Source organism: Bradyrhizobium sp. (assembly GCF_035701725.1).
Lineage (GTDB): Bacteria > Pseudomonadota > Alphaproteobacteria > Rhizobiales > Xanthobacteraceae > Bradyrhizobium.
Map to the genome: position 1 here is coordinate 1 of NZ_DASSRP010000138.1, position 16887 is coordinate 16887.

17 protein-coding genes are annotated in these 16887 nt (G+C 62.9%); 5 read left to right on the forward strand and 12 right to left on the reverse strand.

Annotated features, from left to right (window positions below; genetic code table 11):
* The 3 genes from VFL62_RS08055 to VFL62_RS08065 form a co-directional block, all read right to left on the reverse strand.
* Positions 1 to 814 (reverse strand): ABC transporter permease (locus tag VFL62_RS08055; protein WP_325171842.1); only part of this gene is annotated, 814 nt, incomplete at its 3' end.
* A 104-nt stretch (positions 815 to 918) separates the two neighbouring features.
* Entirely contained in the window at positions 919 to 1914 is a 996-nt protein-coding gene (locus tag VFL62_RS08060) for an ABC transporter substrate-binding protein (protein ID WP_325171843.1), read from the reverse strand.
* A 222-nt stretch (positions 1915 to 2136) separates the two neighbouring features.
* The gene (locus VFL62_RS08065) at positions 2137 to 3456 is read right to left on the reverse strand and encodes an amidase (protein ID WP_325171844.1); all 1320 of its coding nucleotides are present in this window, start codon (positions 3454 to 3456) and stop codon (positions 2137 to 2139) included.
* A 113-nt stretch (positions 3457 to 3569) separates the two neighbouring features.
* Between VFL62_RS08065 and VFL62_RS08070 the strand changes: the two genes are divergently transcribed.
* The 4 genes from VFL62_RS08070 (at position 3570) to VFL62_RS08085 (ending at position 6928) form a co-directional block, all read left to right on the forward strand.
* A complete protein-coding gene (locus VFL62_RS08070) occupies positions 3570 to 4994 on the forward strand; it encodes an MFS transporter (protein WP_414644649.1) in 1425 nt (474 codons plus the stop codon).
* A 111-nt stretch (positions 4995 to 5105) separates the two neighbouring features.
* The gene (locus VFL62_RS08075) at positions 5106 to 5411 is read left to right on the forward strand and encodes a hypothetical protein (protein WP_325171846.1); all 306 of its coding nucleotides are present in this window, start codon (positions 5106 to 5108) and stop codon (positions 5409 to 5411) included.
* A 162-nt stretch (positions 5412 to 5573) separates the two neighbouring features.
* Entirely contained in the window at positions 5574 to 5879 is a 306-nt protein-coding gene (locus VFL62_RS08080) for a hypothetical protein (RefSeq protein WP_325171847.1), read from the forward strand.
* A 128-nt stretch (positions 5880 to 6007) separates the two neighbouring features.
* Positions 6008 to 6928 carry a helix-turn-helix transcriptional regulator gene (locus tag VFL62_RS08085; RefSeq protein WP_325171848.1) on the forward strand — a complete coding sequence of 307 codons (921 nt, stop codon included), beginning with the start codon at positions 6008 to 6010 and terminating at the stop codon, positions 6926 to 6928.
* 174 nt (positions 6929 to 7102) lie between these two features.
* On the opposite strand, the gene VFL62_RS08090 is transcribed toward VFL62_RS08085, so the two are convergent.
* From VFL62_RS08090 to VFL62_RS08120, 7 genes are all read right to left on the reverse strand, one after another.
* Entirely contained in the window at positions 7103 to 7795 is a 693-nt protein-coding gene (locus VFL62_RS08090; RefSeq protein ID WP_325171849.1) for an orotate phosphoribosyltransferase, read from the reverse strand.
* Positions 7792 to 8877 carry a dihydroorotase gene (gene pyrC / locus VFL62_RS08095; protein WP_325171850.1) on the reverse strand — a complete coding sequence of 362 codons (1086 nt, stop codon included), beginning with the start codon at positions 8875 to 8877 and terminating at the stop codon, positions 7792 to 7794. The genes VFL62_RS08090 and pyrC overlap by 4 nt, the downstream gene beginning before the upstream one ends.
* The gene (locus tag VFL62_RS08100; protein ID WP_325171851.1) at positions 8874 to 10160 is read right to left on the reverse strand and encodes a Zn-dependent hydrolase; all 1287 of its coding nucleotides are present in this window, start codon (positions 10158 to 10160) and stop codon (positions 8874 to 8876) included. The genes pyrC and VFL62_RS08100 overlap by 4 nt, the downstream gene beginning before the upstream one ends.
* A gap of 2 nt (positions 10161 to 10162) precedes the next feature.
* Positions 10163 to 11125, reverse strand: a complete 963-nt coding sequence (locus VFL62_RS08105) for a dihydroorotate dehydrogenase (RefSeq protein WP_325171852.1) — start codon at positions 11123 to 11125, stop codon at positions 10163 to 10165.
* Positions 11122 to 11988 carry a dihydroorotate dehydrogenase electron transfer subunit gene (locus VFL62_RS08110; RefSeq protein WP_325171853.1) on the reverse strand — a complete coding sequence of 289 codons (867 nt, stop codon included), beginning with the start codon at positions 11986 to 11988 and terminating at the stop codon, positions 11122 to 11124. Before VFL62_RS08110 ends, VFL62_RS08105 begins: the two co-directional genes overlap by 4 nt.
* Before the next feature lie 18 nt (positions 11989 to 12006).
* Entirely contained in the window at positions 12007 to 13239 is a 1233-nt protein-coding gene (locus tag VFL62_RS08115) for an MFS transporter (RefSeq protein ID WP_325171854.1), read from the reverse strand.
* A 197-nt stretch (positions 13240 to 13436) separates the two neighbouring features.
* Positions 13437 to 14384 (reverse strand): GlxA family transcriptional regulator, encoded by a 948-nt coding sequence (locus VFL62_RS08120; RefSeq protein WP_325171855.1) that lies wholly within the window; start codon positions 14382 to 14384, stop codon positions 13437 to 13439.
* Positions 14385 to 14515: 131 nt separating this feature from the next.
* On the opposite strand from VFL62_RS08120, the gene VFL62_RS08125 reads away from it, so the two are divergent.
* Entirely contained in the window at positions 14516 to 15691 is a 1176-nt protein-coding gene (locus tag VFL62_RS08125; protein WP_325171856.1) for a hypothetical protein, read from the forward strand.
* A gap of 31 nt (positions 15692 to 15722) precedes the next feature.
* On the opposite strand, the gene VFL62_RS08130 is transcribed toward VFL62_RS08125, so the two are convergent.
* Together VFL62_RS08130 and VFL62_RS08135 are read right to left on the reverse strand one after the other, a co-directional pair.
* Entirely contained in the window at positions 15723 to 16067 is a 345-nt protein-coding gene (locus VFL62_RS08130) for a 2Fe-2S iron-sulfur cluster-binding protein (RefSeq protein WP_325171857.1), read from the reverse strand.
* Positions 16064 to 16887 (reverse strand): FAD-binding protein (locus VFL62_RS08135; protein WP_325171858.1); only part of this gene is annotated, 824 nt, incomplete at its 5' end. The genes VFL62_RS08130 and VFL62_RS08135, both read right to left, overlap by 4 nt.

Sequence of the window (16887 nt, forward strand, 5' to 3'; positions counted from 1 at the left end):
ACTGGAATGATTGCAGGCGGCGCCACGCCAGCACCCACTTCTCGATGCCGAGAATGACGCGGTCGCTGATCAGGCCGAGCAGCCCGATCGTCGCCATGTCGGCAATGACGACGTCCATGCGGCCGACGTAATAGGCGTCCCAGAGCACGTAACCGAGGCCGGATTTCACCGCGACCATTTCAGCGACGATCACCGCCGTCCAGGCGATGCCGAGTCCGATCCGAAGCCCCGTGAAAATCGAGGGCAGCGAGGCCGGCAGCACCACGCGCCGCAGGACGGTCCAGCGTCCGGCGCCCATCATCATCGCAGCGCGCACCAGGTTGCGCTCGATGTCGCGCGCGCCTTGCGCGGTGTTGACCACGATCGGATAGAAGGCGCCGAGCGCGATCAGGAACACCGCGCCCATGTCGCGGATGCCGAACACGGCGATCGAAAATGGCAGCCATGCCGTGATCGGGATCGGCCGCAGCAGTTGCACGGTCGGATCGAGCGTGCCCGAAGCGACCCGATTCCAGCCGATGGCGAGCCCGACAGGCACCGCGACCACGATCGCGGCAACAAATCCCTTGCCGACGCGCTCAGCCGAAAACAGCAAGTTGGCAAGCCAGGTCCCGCTATACGGATTAAGGCCAAGTCCGCTGGTGCCGAACGCCCATACTTTCCATGCCTGCCAGACGCGATCCGGCGTCGGCAGAACGCCGCCGAACAGCGAACCGGCGTTGCCGGCCCATTGCCAAAGCGCGATCACCACGACGGGAAGGATAATCGCCAGCCCGATCTGCCGCAGGCTTCTGCGGCCCGTGGGCGAAAGCATCAACCACGTCGAAGCCGACGATGCCGACCTTGAAGCGACAGGTCCGGTCGAGATCGACATCGGCGAAATCCTCAAAACCAACGGGCCGCCGCGCTTGGCCGCCGTTACTTACCCAACGCCTTGTCAACGAACGAGCCGTCCCAATGCGCATCGATCTCGCCGGAGACGTCCTTCTGGATCACGCCGAGATCGGCAAAGCCCTTGGCCTGTCGCTTGATCTGATCCGGCGAGATCACCTCACCGAGCTTGATGATCTTGGCGGCCTGCGCCGAGACGTCGGGCGCGAGTCCAGTGAGCTTGGCATAGGCGTCTCCGAAGGCGGCCGGCGATTTCGCCAGTTCGTCTTGCTTGGCGAGATAAGCCCAGACGAAGCGCTCGATCGCGGCGCGCTTGCTCTCGATCGCCTGCTTTGTCGTCATGAACATGCCGAGTTCGGCGCCGACGGCTTTGGACGAGCCGTATTCGAGGCCCTTGGCGAAATAGCCATAACCTTCCATCACCGGGATCGATTCGAACGGCTCCCAGGTCACGAGGCCGTCGACCTCGCCTTTCTTCAGGGCCTGGTCGAAGTTGGCACCGCCCCCTTGAATGTTGATGGCCTCGAAGCTGTTATAGGGGACATTGTTTTCGACCAGCGTCGCGGCAAATTGAAACCAGACCGCCGAGCCCGGCGCGATCGCGATCTTCTTGCCTTTCAGGTCGGCCCAACTGTCGAACTTCACGCCGTTACGGCCGATCACATATTTCGGCGAGGAACCGACGCCCATCAGCCCGACCACATTGGTCGAACCTTGCGCCAGCGAGATTGCGAGATCGGCGGGGCCGACCGACGCGACGTCGAGCGAACCGGCCAAGAGCGCTGTGCGCGCGTCGGCATAACGGACAAATTCGACCAGCTTGAGATTGATGCCGAGTTTCTTCAGCTCATCCGCCACCAGAATGATCGGCGCTAGATGGCCGACTTTCACATAGCCGACCGTCAGTTCGACCGGCGGCGCTATCGGCGCCGGCTCGGGCCCGATGGCTTTCGCCGGCAAGGACATTAGCCCGATCGCCACCACGGCGAACAAAAGCCCAGCCATCTGCTTCAATATCCGCACGATCTGCCTCCGTTTCGATCAGCCTCGATCATCCCAAGGCTCCGACCTCACAAACCGCAAATACAAGCAAAGACTGCACCAGATCGCGTCCGTCGCGCAACGCGGCCAACGCCACTGGAAACTCACTTTTCCTGGTGGTCCCATGATTCAAAAATCCACAAAGGTACCAGTTGGGAAGGAATGCGAAGGTCAGAGGCGCGCGACCGGCAACCATGCGGCGCATCATGGCTCGCCGGCGATATCGGATGCGACCGCCGTCGGCACGCGCCCGTGCCAATCGGTGCGCTGCTGCAACCTGACGGCGACCTGAAGCAGCATGGCCTCACTTCCCGCACCTCCGATCAGTTGTAGGCCAACCGGCATGCCATCGCCGTCGAAGCCGGCCGGAACTGCCAGCGCCGGCAGGCCGAGATAATTGACGAAGCGCGTGAAGCGGCTGAGCGCGTAGAGCACGCGCGGATCGAAATCGCCCGACGCCGGATCGGTCTGATTCACACGCGGCGTCCGGATCGGCATCACCGGCAAAACCGCAATGCGCCCCTCGCCAAGGCAAGAGGTGATGAATCGATGACGAAGCGCATCGCGCGCTGAATTGGCCGTCGCAAGCTCGCCATCGGTGATCGCGAGACCTTTGCTGATGCGCTTGCGCAGCGTTGCGTCGACTGAGGGATCGTCAATACGCGCCCGGTGTTCCCGCGCGGCCTCCGCCAGCAGAACCGTCAGAGCATGCCGGTCCGCTTCTTCGGAAAATCCGCTGACGTCTTCGATCGTCATGCCGCCTTCCGCGAGCGCGCTCACGGCGCCAGCACACACAGCGGCGAGTTCGGCCTCGCTGGCCTCGAAGGCATCCCGCAGCAGGGCGACACGCGGTAGCCTCTCGTCGGCGCCTGCCGGATCACCCGAGATGACCGGCCATAGCAGCGCAAGATCGGCGGCGCTTCGCGCGAACATTCCAAAGCTATCGAGGCTCGGTGCGAGAGCCATCGCGCCGTCGAGCGGGATCTTGCCATGACCAGGTTTGAGCGCGGTGATGCCGCAACAATGCGCCGGGATGCGCACCGACCCCGCGGTATCCGACCCGAGCGCGGCAAAACAGCAGCCGGCCGCGACCAGAATGGCAGATCCGGTGGAGGACCCGCCGGGGATCACATCGAACCGCCATGGATTAAGCGCGCGGCGGCGCGCCATGCCGGAGGGTTCGTAAGCGAGTTCCGTCATGGTCGAAGTGCCAATCAGGCTGGCGCCCGCCTGATCGAGGCGATCGATCACAGAAGCGCGCGGCAGCGCCGGCGCCTGCGGCGAGGAACATCCCCATGACGGCCGGCTGCGCCCGGTCGCGAACATGTCCTTGGCCACATATGGCAGCCCCGAGAGCGGCCCCTGATGCAACGCCTCGGCATGATAGATGTGCTCGACCGCATGAAGCATGCGCCCGAGATGGGCCATCCGCCGCCGGCACTGCTCGAGCGCCGCCATCCGGCCGAATTCAGATAGCGAACTCCAATCCGGAAGCCGTGCGAGCGACGTCTGCGGCGAAGTCATGGCTCGTCCCCTCCCCTTCACGCGCGCTTCTTGGAACTCTCGATAGTGGAGAGCGTCAAATGTCTGGTACGTTGGCGCGCTGCTGCGTTGGATATCACGAGGCCAGTCGAGGCGTGAAGTCGGACGACACTTTTCTTCATCATGACGGCCTGCCACAACCGCAACGCGGCTGGGCGATCCTGACGATCGCGATTGGCCTGATCATGTCGGTGATGGATGGCGCGATCGCCAATGTGGCCCTGCCCACCATTGCGCGCGACCTCCATGCCAGTCCCGCTTTTTCGATCTGGATCGTCAACGGCTATCAACTGGCCATTACGATTTCGCTGCTCCCGCTGGCTTCGCTCGGCGAGATCATTGGCTACCGTCGCGTTTACATCGCGGGGCTCTTAGTGTTCACGATCGCCTCGCTGTTTTGCGTGCTGGCGCATACGCTGACGCTGCTGACGGTCGCGCGCATCCTTCAGGGGTTCGGCGCCGCCGGCATCATGAGCGTGAATATGGCGCTGGTCCGCCACATCTATCCGCGTGTGCTGCTGGGCCGCGGCATCGGCATCAATGCCATGGTGGTCGCAGTCTCGGCCGCGGTTGGACCGACGATTGCGGCAGGCATTCTCGCTATCGGTCCGTGGCCTTACCTGTTCGCAATCAACGTTCCACTCGGCCTCGGCGCGCTCGCGATCGGCATCAAATGTCTGCCGCATACCAAACCAGCGGGCCACGACTTCGACTGGAAGAGCGCGGCACTCAGCGCCCTGACCTTCGGTCTCGGTGTTGCCGCGATCGACAGCGTCGGGCACGGTGAAGATGCCGCAATCGCGCTCGGCGAACTTGGCGCCGCGATCGTCGGCGGCTTCCTGCTGGTGCGCGCACAAGCCCAGGTGAAGTCGCCGCTGCTGCCGCTCGACCTCTTGCGCATCCCGATCTTCGCGCTGTCGATTGCAACCTCGATCGCCTCGTTTTGCGGACAGATGCTGGCCTTCGTCGCGCTGCCCTTCTATCTGGAAAACCGGTTCGGCTATTCGGACGTCGAGATCGGTCTGCTGATCACGCCCTGGCCGATCGCGGTGGCTTTCGCCGCGCCGCTTGCCGGGCGCCTGGTCGAGCTTTATCCGGCCGGACTGCTCGGCGGCATCGGACTTCTATTGTTCGCGCTTGGTCTCGGTGCGCTGGCGTTACTGCCTGCGCACCCTTCGCTGTTCGATGTGGCCTGGCGGATGGCCCTGGCCGGTGCAGGGTTCGGCCTGTTCCAGACCCCGAACAACCGCACCATGATCGCGGCCGCCCCGCGCGAACGAAGCGGCGGCGCCAGCGGCATGCTCGGCACCGCACGCCTGCTCGGGCAGACCATGGGCGCGGCGCTGGTGTCGCTGTTCATCGCCCGCTTCGCCTTGGAAGGAACGCGGATCGCGCTACTCGCGGCCGTCGGCTTTGCGTTCACCGGCGCCATCGTGAGTACACTCCGCCTGTCGGAGGCCGGCGCCCGCGGCGCCGAATATGTGCGGGTCAAAGAGGACCAGCGAATGAAGGGTGACTAGAGCGGCCCGGCGACCTGTATAAATTTATAAACTAGTCTCAAATTTTGTTGCTGGCGCGCCGCACGCGCGCTATAGACAATCGCTTTCTTCGCGTTTCGAAAAGGAAAGCACATGGGTGAACTCACCAGTTGGCTGTCGCAGCAACATCACGGGCTGAAGACCTATAAGGCCTTCCGACAGACCCTCCTCGAGCGCGCTTCCTCCGACAGCGATCATCGCGCGCTCTACCGCCTGCTGGCCGGACTGACCGAAGAGTATATCGCCCGTTACGACGGCGAGGCCGTTCCGGTCGATGTCGCCGAAGGGACCTATCGCCACCTGCTGGACGTGGTTGCCGCGGCGGAGCGGGGCCTCACTGCACCCGCCGAGCAACAGGTTCAGATTTTGAACGAACTTGCGGCCGCCAAGCTTGTGTGATGCCTGAGCGAGGTGCGTTCGGCCGCGGCCGGCGGATTCTGCGCGCCGCTTTGGCCGCGGCGGGTTCGACTCGATTCCGAAGATTGGCATGAAATCCTTGCATTAACAGGCTCTTCGTGATAAAAGTGATTGTTTCTTCTCGAGCCCCGACGAGGAAACAACATGGTTGAGTTGCATAGCTGGCTCTCAGATCAGCACCCCGGTCTGAAGACCTACGTCGCCCTTCAGAAAAAGACCAACGAACTCGCACAGGCCGATGCCGAGCACCGCGCGGTCTATAAGCTGTTGTCGTCGATCCTCGATCCCTTCATCGCTTCGTTTGACGAAGAGCCGCTTCCGGCCGGTGTTGCCGAGACCACCTTTCAGCGATTGCTCGCCGTCGTACGCGATGCCGACAAGTCGATCTCACTCGCCCCGGATCAGCAGATCCGCGCACTAAACAAGATCGCCTCCGTCGACCTCGTCTGAGCGCGTTCAGCCCCTTCCGCGGGATTCGGTTGATCCCGCCGAAAGCGCCGAAATAGCGCTTCCCCGGGCGCCGAAAATCATATACGCCTCTGTCTCAAATATGAGACGACATGAGACCAGAGGCAAAAATGAGTGCGACCAGCAACCGCTTTGCCGAAATCGGTGAAAGGCTGCGGGCCTACCGGATGGGCCGCGGACTCGCCGCGGAACAGGTCGCCGAACGTCTCGGCGTATCGCGCGCCGCGGTTTACCGGATCGAGGCCGGCGAGGTCGTCAAGATCGAGACACTGGATCGCCTCGCCAGCGTGCTGGAGACTTCGGTCGGCTCCCTGCTCGGCCTCGGCGTCGAATACTATGCTAACGCCATCAGTTACTTCGAGCGGATGCGGCAGATCGAGGAGAAGTCCGAGCAGGTCATCGCGCACTTCCCGCCGCTCTCCTATCTCCTGACCTCGGACGACTACGGACGCCAACTCAAGCAAACGTTGATCGAGGCTGCCCCCTCCTATGCCGAGGACGGCAAGGACTACGAGGCCGAGATCGATGCGATCATTGCGGTACTTGACGAGCGCAAGCACGCCCGCAACCGCCGGCATCTCAGCGTCATCAATTTCGTCAACATGCCGGAAATCGAGCGCTGGCTAAAGCTTGGCCTCGTCGGCCGCTTCGATCTGCCACAAAACGAGATCGTCGAACGGCGCCTTGCCGCCCGCGCCGAAGCCGAGCATTTGATCAAGCTGATCGAGCAGGAGCCGATGGGCATCCAGATCGGCCTGATCGAAGAGCCGCTGCCGAACATCACGTTCCAGCTCTTTCGCACCTCCGAGCGCACGCTTCTGGGCTTGAGCCCGTTCCGGCTCGGCGGTGAACTGCCGAATATCCGCACCGGCGTTGCCATGCTCACGGCCGACGAAGAGCCGGTACGACTCTACGAGCAGTTGGTCGAAAAGCTGTGGCGGCGCGCTCACAAGGGGCGTGAAGCGGCGCATCAGCTTCGCTTGATTCTGGAACGCTCGGCGATGCAATCGCCGGCGCGAAAGGCGTCTTAAGCAAAGATCAGAGACAGACCGAGGTGCGCTCCCTCTCCCGTTGGGAGAGGGTTAGGGTGAGGGGTTACAGTCTCACGTAAGAGCAGCGCTCCTCACCCGGAATCGCAAAGGCGATCCGACCTCTCCCCAATGGGGAGAGGTGAAGTAGAGCCCCAACAGCACAGTTATCCTGCTTCACCCCCTGGCCGATAGCTTCGAGCGGCCGCCGTGACGCGTCGACCAGGCGACGGGATCGGCCAGGAAACGCTCGACTTCGCCGCGATCCTGTTGCGCCAGACCGGCCGCAGCCGGTGACCGCAGGATGTCGGCCCAGGTGGCGAGCGGATGCAAGGTCAAGCCGGCCAGTGCCAGCCGCTCCGCCGCGCCGGGAAAAACATCGTGATAGAAGATGGTCAGCACGTGCTCGACCACAGCGCCCGCGGCGCGCAGCCCGCGCGCAAAATTCAGCTTGCTGCCGCCGTCTGTCGTAAGGTCGTCAACGAGCAGCACGTTGAGCCCGTCGACGTCGCCACCTTCGACCTGTGCATTGCGGCCGATCCCGAGCGGGCGCTTGCGCACGTAACGCATCCGCACATTGAGCTTGTCCGCAAGCCACGCCGCGAAGGGGATGCCAGCGGTCTCCGCGCCAGCAACCGCATCGATCGAAGCGTTCGGCAACACGGCCTTGACATAACGCACCGCGAGCTGGGTCACCGCCTGGCGCAAGGCGGGATCGCCAAGGATGACGCGAACATCCACGTAGACGGGACTAGCCCATCCAGCCGCCAGAATGAACGGCTGCTGCCGGCTGACATGGATGGCGCCGCCCTCGAACAACAGCCGCGCGACTTCGCCGCCGATTTCCTGCCGGATCGCCAGATCGCTCACGGCCTTACCTCTCCGACAGACCACGGCAGTTTCTCGCCGCCGCGGAACACGACGACTTCGGTGTCTTCCACCGCCACGGCAGCCATCACGGGGGACTCGCGGCGCTCCAGCGTGATGGTGCCGCGGTTGAGCTCGAGCCCGTAGAACTTCGCGCCATTCTCGGACGCAAAGGCCTCAAAACGGTCAAGCGCGCCTTCTTCGTCGAACACCTGCACGTAGGTCTGTAGCGCAGTCGCGCCACCGAACACGCCGGCCGAGCAGCATTCGGCCTCCTTGACGGTGCGGCGATGCGGCGCGGTGTCGGTGCCGATGAAGAAGCACGCCTCGCCCGAAGTCACCGCCTTGCGCAAGGCGAGACGATGGTGTTCGCGCTTGGCGACAGGAAGACAATAAAGATGCGGCCGCAGGCCACCCTGAAACAGCGACGTGCGGTTGATCACGAGGTGATGCGGCGTGATGGTTCCGGCCGTGTGCGAGCGATGACCACGCACGATGTCGACAGTCTCCGCCGTCGTGACGTGCTCGATCACGATCTTCAGGCCCTGGTGGCGCTTGCGCATCGGCAGCAAGCTTCTCTCCATGAACACGGCTTCGCGGTCGAAGATGTCGACCAAAGGATCGGTGGCTTCGCCATGGATCAGGACCGGCATGCCGATCTTTTCCATCCGCTCCAGCACGGGCGCCAGCGCCGGAATATCGGTGACGCCGTGATGCGCGTTGGTGGTGGCGCCGGCGGGATAGAGTTTGGCGGCGTACCAGGCTTTCTCCTTAAAGCCGCGCTCGATTTCATCCGGCGAGGTCGCATCGGTGAGGTAACAGGTCATCAGCGGCTGAAAGTCCGAGCTTGCGGCACGCGCGGCCAGAATTCGCTCACGATAGGCAAGCGCCGCGGCAACCGTCGTCACCGGCGGCACGAGGTTCGGCATGATGATGCCACGCGCGAACTGCGCCGACGTAAACGGCAACACCGCCTCAAGCATCGCGCCGTCGCGAAGATGCACGTGGAAATCGTCGGGCCTGCGGATCGTGATCTTGTCCACGCGCTTGGGCGCGGCCCGGTCGAACAATTCAGTCACGCTCATTGGACGGCCTCTTCAATCGCAGCCCGCATTACCGCGATTCCGGCGACAAAATCATCCAGATTCATCGCCTCCTTCGGGTTATGCGAACCATTTTCGTTGCGAACGAATACCATGGCGCTCGGAATTCCGGCATTGGCAAATACAGCCGCATCATGCCCGGCGCCGCTCGGGATCTCCTCGTCCGGCAAGCCGAGCGCCTGCGCCGCCTTTCTCAAGCGCCGAACCCACTCCGCATCCATGGTGGCCGGCGCCGATTCCAGCCGGCGATCGAAGAAAAATTCGACGCCACGCTCTTCGGCGATCAGATTACACTCCGAACGGAAGAGATCATAGAAACCTTCGAGCGTCTCCCTGTTTTGGCTGCGCACCTCAAAGCTGAACGACACTTTTCCCGGAATGCGCGCGATCGCGTGTTCCGCCGGATCGGTTCCGAAAACACCGGACGTCACGACCACATCGCGCCCGCGCTCCAGGAGCGTGCGCCAGTGACGATCGAGATGGGTCATCAGTTCGGCCACCGCGAACACCGCATCGTGCCTGAGCCAGCGCGGCACCGCGCCGGAATGGCCGGCTTCGCCGATGCATTCGACGGTCCGGTGCCGCACATTGCCTCGAATGCCCGTGACGATGCCGACCGGAAGGTCGCGCGCCACCAGGACAGGCCCCTGCTCGATGTGAAGTTCGACCCACGCTGCGACGCGCCTGGCGTCGAGCAGCGGTTCGCCCTTTTCGATGCGCACAACGTTGGCACCAACCTCGCGCATGCAATCGCCGAGCGTGCGGCCGTCGCGATCCCTGACTTTCAAATCTTCCGCAGCGAGTTTCCCGAACAGGGCCAGTGAGCCCATATACGCCTTGCCGAACCGCGAGCTTTCCTCGCCACGCAGGCCAAATAGCTTAATAGTGCGCCGGGGCAAGATCTTGTCGCGCTTCAGTCGCGCCAGCACCGCAAGACCGGCGACGACGCCCGCCGCACCGTCAAAATTGCCACCTTGCGGCACCGAATCCAGATGCGATCCACAGGCGAGAAACGGCAGATCCGGTTCGCTGCCGGCAAGCGTCACGACCAGATTGGCACCGGCATCGCGGTTGGTCTCGAGCCCCAATTGGCGCGCCTTGGCCTCAATGATATCCAGCGCAGTCGTTTCGCGTCCGCTATAGCTCTCGCGCGTGATGCCGACCCCATCGAACGACGCCTCACGAAGCGCGTCGAACAACTCGGCGGCAAGCGCACGGTCCTGCGCATCGTCAACGAAGACATTGCTTCCCAGACTCTGCTGCATCGTCATGTCGGCGGACTGACCCAGGCAAGATCCTGATCGTCAGCCTCCTCAATCACGACGCCATGAACGAGATCGGTCACGCTTCTGATCTCGCGTTGCAGGCAGAACATCTCCAGGCCGTCGATGATGCTGACCATGGCCGCCGGTTGCAGGAAAGTTGCGGTTCCGACCTGCACGGCGCTGGCGCCCGCCAGCATGTATTCGATCGCATCTTCGGCCGAGGAAATACCACCGCAGCCGATGATCGGGATCTTCACCGCCTTGGCGCACTGAAACACCTGCCTGACCACGATCGGCTTGATCGCGGGCCCCGACAGGCCGCCCATGATATTGCCCAGGCATGGCTTGAAGGTTTTCAGGTCGATCGCCATCGACAGGAACGTATTGGCGACGACCACCGCGTCGGCGCCGGCTCCCTCCGCCGCGCGCGCCACCTCGGCGATGTCGCCGGTGTTGGGCGTCAGCTTGACCCACAGCGGCAACTTGGTCGCGGCGCGCAACTGCCGCGTGACCTTTTCGGCGGACTCCGCGCGCATCGCAAAAGCCTTGCCGTCCTCTTCGATATTCGGACAGGAGATGTTGGCCTCGATCGCGGAGACCCCGGGCAGCGTCAGCTCGGCGGCGAGACTCGCAAATCCCTCCGCCGTAGGCGCCGAGATACTCACGACCAAGGGCGGCTCGTACGCGCCATATTGCGGAATGATCTTCTCGATGAAGTGCGGCACGCCTTTGGAGGGGATCCCGATCGCGTTGATCAGGCTGCCCGGCCGTTCCACCACCCGCGGCAACGGGTTTCCAGCCCGTAACTCACGCGTGACCGTCTTGGTCACGAACGCGCCAAGGCGATTGAAGTCGATCACCTTGTCGAGTCCTTCGGCAAAGGTGCCGGATGCCGGCATGACCGGATTGCGCAGCTTGAGCCCGCCGACATCGACGGAGAGATCGATGGAAAACGGCTTGATCATGGCAGCGCCTCCAACAGATCGAACACCGGTCCGTCCCAGCAGACCCTGCGGTTGACGATTTCGCCGCCGACGTTGAAGTCGCGCACGCAACAGTAACAAAGGCCGATGCCGCAGGCCATTTGCTGTTCCATGGCGACTTGTCCGGGAAGGCCGAACTCGATCGCGAGGCGCTGTTGCACGCGCATCAGCCGGCTCGATCCGCAGGTGAAGAAGGCGTCGCATTTTCCCGCTGCGATCAGGCCGCGGAGAATGCGCTCGACATTGCCCGGGCCGCTGGTCTGTTCGGAATCCGTCACCGGCACGACGTCGGCGCCGTTGTTCTTGAACAGGTCGACCGATACCAAGAGCTCAGGCCGCCGCGCGCTGAAGATCGCGGTGACGTTGGTGCCATTCGCTTTGGCGGCTTTCGCAAGCGGCGCGAGCGTGGCGAGGCCGGCGCCGCGGCCCACGGCTACGATGTGTCGCCACTTTGGGTCGAGCGTGAAGCCGACGCCGAGCGGACCCATGATATCGAGCGTGCCGCCGGGCTTGATCAGATCCAGCCCGCGCGTTCCCGCCCCGGTCACCTTGTACAGAAACTCGATCTGGCGCGTCCGCGGATCGGCGCCATACAGACTCATGGGCCGCCGCAGGAATGGCTGTTCGCCGGCCGGGTGCGGACAGAGCAATTGAAAGAATTGCCCGGGCTGCGCCGCGGCTGCGATCTCGCTGCAATCAACAACGAGATGACGATATTCGGCGTTAACGGCGGTGTTGGCGGCGACCCTGGCGACCTCGGCGACGACGCTGGGTTTCCAGGGCGCGGCGGACGCCGGCGGCGTTACCGCCGGCTGCATCGCGATGGATGTGTGATCGAGCGACATGACGGCCTCTGATCAACATCAGGTGAGCTGGGCGCCACGGCGCTCAGGGATCAAAAGCCACATCGCGAAGATGTCGAGCACGTAAAGCGCGGCAAGCCCCGCAATCGCGGTTTCGAACGAATAGGCCGCCGCAATGGCGCCAACCACGACCGGACCAAATCCGCCGACGCCGCGGCCGATGTTGAACAGCACGTTTTGCGCCGTGGCGCGCGCTGCGGTCGGGAACAACTCGCTGATCAAAGCTCCATAGCCGCCGAGCATGCCATTGACGAAAAAGCCCATCACCGCGCCGACCACGAGCAACTGAATCGGATCGGTCAGACGCGAATAGACCAGCACCATGATCGCAGCGCCCGTCATATAGGCAAAGAACGCCGGCCGACGGCCAATGCGATCGGCGATGTGGCCGAACATGAAAATGCCGAGGGCCATGCCGGCGAGCGTCACGCAGGTCCACGTCGCCGATTGCGTCAACGCAAAGCCGAAACGGGTCGACAGATAGTTCGGCAGCCAGATCATTACGCCGTAATAGCCGAAGTTCTGCACCGAACAGAGAATGACCATGCCTAGGCTCAGCTTGGCGGTGTCGCCATCCTTTACCAGGAGATGCAGCGCCGATTCCTTCGGATGATCTTTCGACTTCGCGACGAACACGTCCGGTTCATGCAGCGAGGCGCGGATGAAATAGGCCGCGACGGCCGGGAACACGCCGAGCGCAAACATGCCGCGCCAGCCGATCACCGGCAGCAGCAACGGTGTGGCAATCGCCGCGAGCAGCACGCCGGCCTGCCAGCCCAGTCCGACATAAGAAGACGCGCGCGCACGCTTCGATGCCGGCCAGGCTTCGGCGACCAGCGCCATGCCGATCCCGAATTCACCGCCAAGGCCAACGCCGGCAATGGTGCGATAGATCAGAAGGTCCCAATAGCCTTGCGCGAAGGCGCAAAGCCCGGTGAACACCGCAAACACGACGATGGTCCAGGTCAGGACGCGCACGCGCCCGAGCCGATCCGACAGCATGCCAAAACCGATGCCGCCGAGTACTGCGCCGATCAGTGTCGCTGTCACCAGCGAGGCCGACTGCGCCTGCGACAGATGCAGATCGGCCGCGATCGTTCGCAGCATAAAACCGAGAATGAGAAGATCGAATCCGTCCATCGCATAGCCGAGCGCCGACCCCAAAAGCGCCTTCCACGCATTGCGATCGACCGTGCTCGAAACACCTTCGATGCCGTCCGCAGTGATACTCATGACACCCCTCCTCGTTTGAACTCCCCAGCGAAAGGAAGCTTGTCACAGCATCGTATCAATTACAATATTTATCTCAAAAATTATACATATGTACTATATCTACCTGATAACTAACAACTAATCTCTATCTTAATAATGAGATTGCAAACCAATGGCGCCAGTTTGGGGCCGGCGGCACCGGCGTAACGAAAGCGCGTTCAGGCTGACCGTGCCGTGCGACGCAGGGACTGGGGCGGCTGACCGAAGGCGCGCATGAAAGCGCGGCGCATTCGCTCCGGATCGCCAAAGCCGGTGCTGCGAGCGATTTGTTCGATCGGCTCGCCGATGTCCTCAACCCTGCTTCTCGCAACCTCGACACGCAGCTTCTCGATGGCCTTGGAAGGCGTCACGCCGATTTCGGCGATGAAGGCCCTGGTAAAATGCCGCGCGCTCATATGGGCCTGCTCCGCCATGCGCTCGACCGTCAACGGCTGATCGAGCCGCTCGCGCGCCCAGGAGAGCAGCGGCTTGAATCGTCCGGTCGGCGCCTTCAATTCCAGCAGCGTCGAAAACTGCGACTGTCCGCCGGAGCGGCGATGATAGAGAACGAGCTGCCGCGCCGTTTCCTTGGCGATATCTTCGCCGTGATCCTCGGCTACCATCGCGAGCGCGAGATCAATCCCCGCGCTGATGCCGGCCGACGTCCAGACATTGCCGTCCTTGACGAAGATGCGATCGGGCTCGAGCCGGACTCTTGGAAAAGCGGCGAGGAAGTCGGCCGTCCGTCCCCAATGCGTGGTGGCCCGGCGACCGTCGAGCAACCCGGCCTGAGCCAGCACGTAAGCGCCCGAACAGACGCTCGCAATTCTTCGCGTCCGGCGCGCGGCCGACCTCAGGAAGGCCAGCGTCGGTTCGGACAGCATCGCAGCCGATATGCCCTCGCCGCCGGCGACGATCAGCGTGTCCAGCGCACGGGCGCTCTTGAGGCTCTCCGCCATCATTACGACGCCGGACGAGCTGCGCACCGGGCCGGCCTTGAGCGCCAGCGGCTTAATAGATGCTCTACGGCCGGCGAAACGGCCCGCGACCTCAAATACCGAAATCGGTCCGGCCGCATCGAGCAGCTGAAAATCAGGAAAGATCAGGATTCCGATCGTTCGAGCCATCGCGACCTCCGCAGCCGATATCCAAGTCCGAAAAACGAGGATGTCCTAAAACGAGGTAATTACGCCATTTCGGACATAAGCCAAGCATGCTTCAAGGACCGCTGTCAATTCAACGCGGCACAAGCAACGAAATGATCAGAGCATCGCGCGACATGTGGCTGCTGGCCGTCGGCCAGGCGCTGAGCGGGACCGTGGTCTCGCTCCTTACCGCAGTGTCGAGCCTGTCGGGTGCGATGCTTGCGCCTTACCAAGGCCTCAGCACCGTTCCGGTCTCGGCGACGGTCTGCGGAACATTGCTCATGATCTATCCGGCGTCGGTCATCATGGGCCGGCTGGGCCGGCGCATCGGCTTCTTCCTGAAGGCGGTGATTGGGATCGCAGGCGGATTGGTCTCGGCCGTCGCGCTTGTTCTACAGAGCTTTTCGATTCTCGTCGTCGGCACATTCCTGCTCGGCGCCTTCAGCGCATTCAGCCAGTACTACCGATTTGCCGCGATCGATGCCGTGAAATCCGCGGACGAACGCACCCGTGCGGTCGCCATGATCACAGGCGCCGGCATCGTCGGCGGTATATTGGGGCCTTACCTCGCCTCGCATTTCGACAGAGCCTTTCAAACGCCGTTTGTCGGCTCCTTCATTGCGCTAACGGTCGTCTGTATCGCCATCGCCATCTCGCAGATCTTCCTTTCCGCGGATCTCGGGCGGGATTCGGCGACGCCGTCCACCTCATCACCTCCAGCTTTGCGCTTCAAACCGTCGTCCGATTTCGCGGCGGCGAGCATCATTTGCGCGATCGGCTTCGCCGCAATGACGTTGACCATGAATGCGGCGCCGCTGGCGCTGGCACGCGATCCCCGGTGCGGCGGCAGCACGACGCCGATCCTGCAGGCTCATTTCATCGCGATGTATTTGCCGTCGCTGTTCAACGCTACGCTGGTCCGCGCTGCCGGGCTACGCGGACTGGTCGCGGGCGGGCTCGTCGCTTTGCTGCTGATGGCGTTGTCCGCACAATTGTTTGAGGCGACGCCATCCCTGTACTTCATTCAGCTCACCTTGTCGGGTCTGGGCTGGAATTTCGTCTTCAATGGCGGAACGCTGATGGTGGCCTCGACCTATTCGAACGACCACAAGACAAAGGCGCAGGGCATCAACTCCCTGATCGTTTACGGCGCCAATGTTTTCGCCTCGCTTGCGGCCGGAATCCTGGTCGCGCAGTACGGCTGGCAAGCCGTTAATCTCGCCTGTTTTCCCATGATATTGGCTGGAGCGCTGTTTCTCTTCAGAATGCCTCGGGCGAAGAATGCCTGAGGCCATCTGGCTGAAAGCCCGCCTCACCCGGTCACTTTCGCCGTCGCGTTCGATCGAGCCGCTCATCCGGCGGCGCGATTTCCGTGACCAGGTCGCGGATCAGCGCCTTTTTCGGCAACGGCGCGAGCGTGGTCATCCCCTCCTTCAGCCGCGCCGTACAGGCATAGTCGACTTCGCCGTCAATCAGCATCATGCACTCCTTGCAAGCATTGGCGTTGATGCAGGAGAAGCGAAAGGCAAGCGACGGATCATGATCGCGGCGAACCGCCCTCAAACCATCAAGCACGGACTGACCCGGCTCGAACTCGACCGTAAAGGTATCGACGCGGGATGTGGCGTCGGGCTGGCCGCGCTGAATGGCGAGCGAAGCTTTCATGCGGCGACCGTGTCCGTAGCGGCTTTGAGCCGAATCTCGCCCTTTATCATCGATACGACCTGATTGAGTTGCCAGGCCTCATCGAGGCCCGGATGATCCTCACGCTGATGCGCGCCGCGGCTTTCCTTGCGCGCTTGTGCCGGCAGCGCCACTGCGCTGGCAACATGCAGCATGTTTCGCAGGTCGAGCCAATCGACCAGGACGGGATCGAAGCCGCCCGGCGACGAAATCAGCGGCCGGTCGCCGAGGTCGCGCTGCATTTCTGAAAGACGATCAATTGCGACGCCGAGTTTGGCTTCGGTGCGAAACGGCCCGACATATTCGGCCATCAAGGATTGCAGCGAGACGATGCCGGCAGCGACATTCGGCGCCTCCCGCCGTTCGGCACTCCGCAAAAACTCGACCGCCGGTGCAGACGCATCCGACCACAGCGATAGCCGCCGTTTCGCCTTCCGCGCAGCATAACGGCCCGCCCGCGCCCCGAACACGAATGCTTCGGTGATGGCGTTGCCGGAAAGACGGTTGGCGCCGTTGGCCCCGCCAATCGCTTCACCGCAGGCAAACAGGCCCGCAATCTTGGTTTCGAGCGTGTCGCCCACACGAATTCCACCCATGTGATAATGCGCAATCGGCGCAACCTCGATCGGTTGATGCGCGAGATCGATTCCGTTGGCGGCGAGCCGGTCGACGACGGGTCCGAAGGCAAGTCGGATTTGCTCCGGCGCCACATGCTGGAAACTGAGATAGGCGCCGCCCGCCGGCGTGCCACGCCCAGCCTCGACCTCCTTGGTGATCGCATAGGTCGCAAGATCGCGCGTCA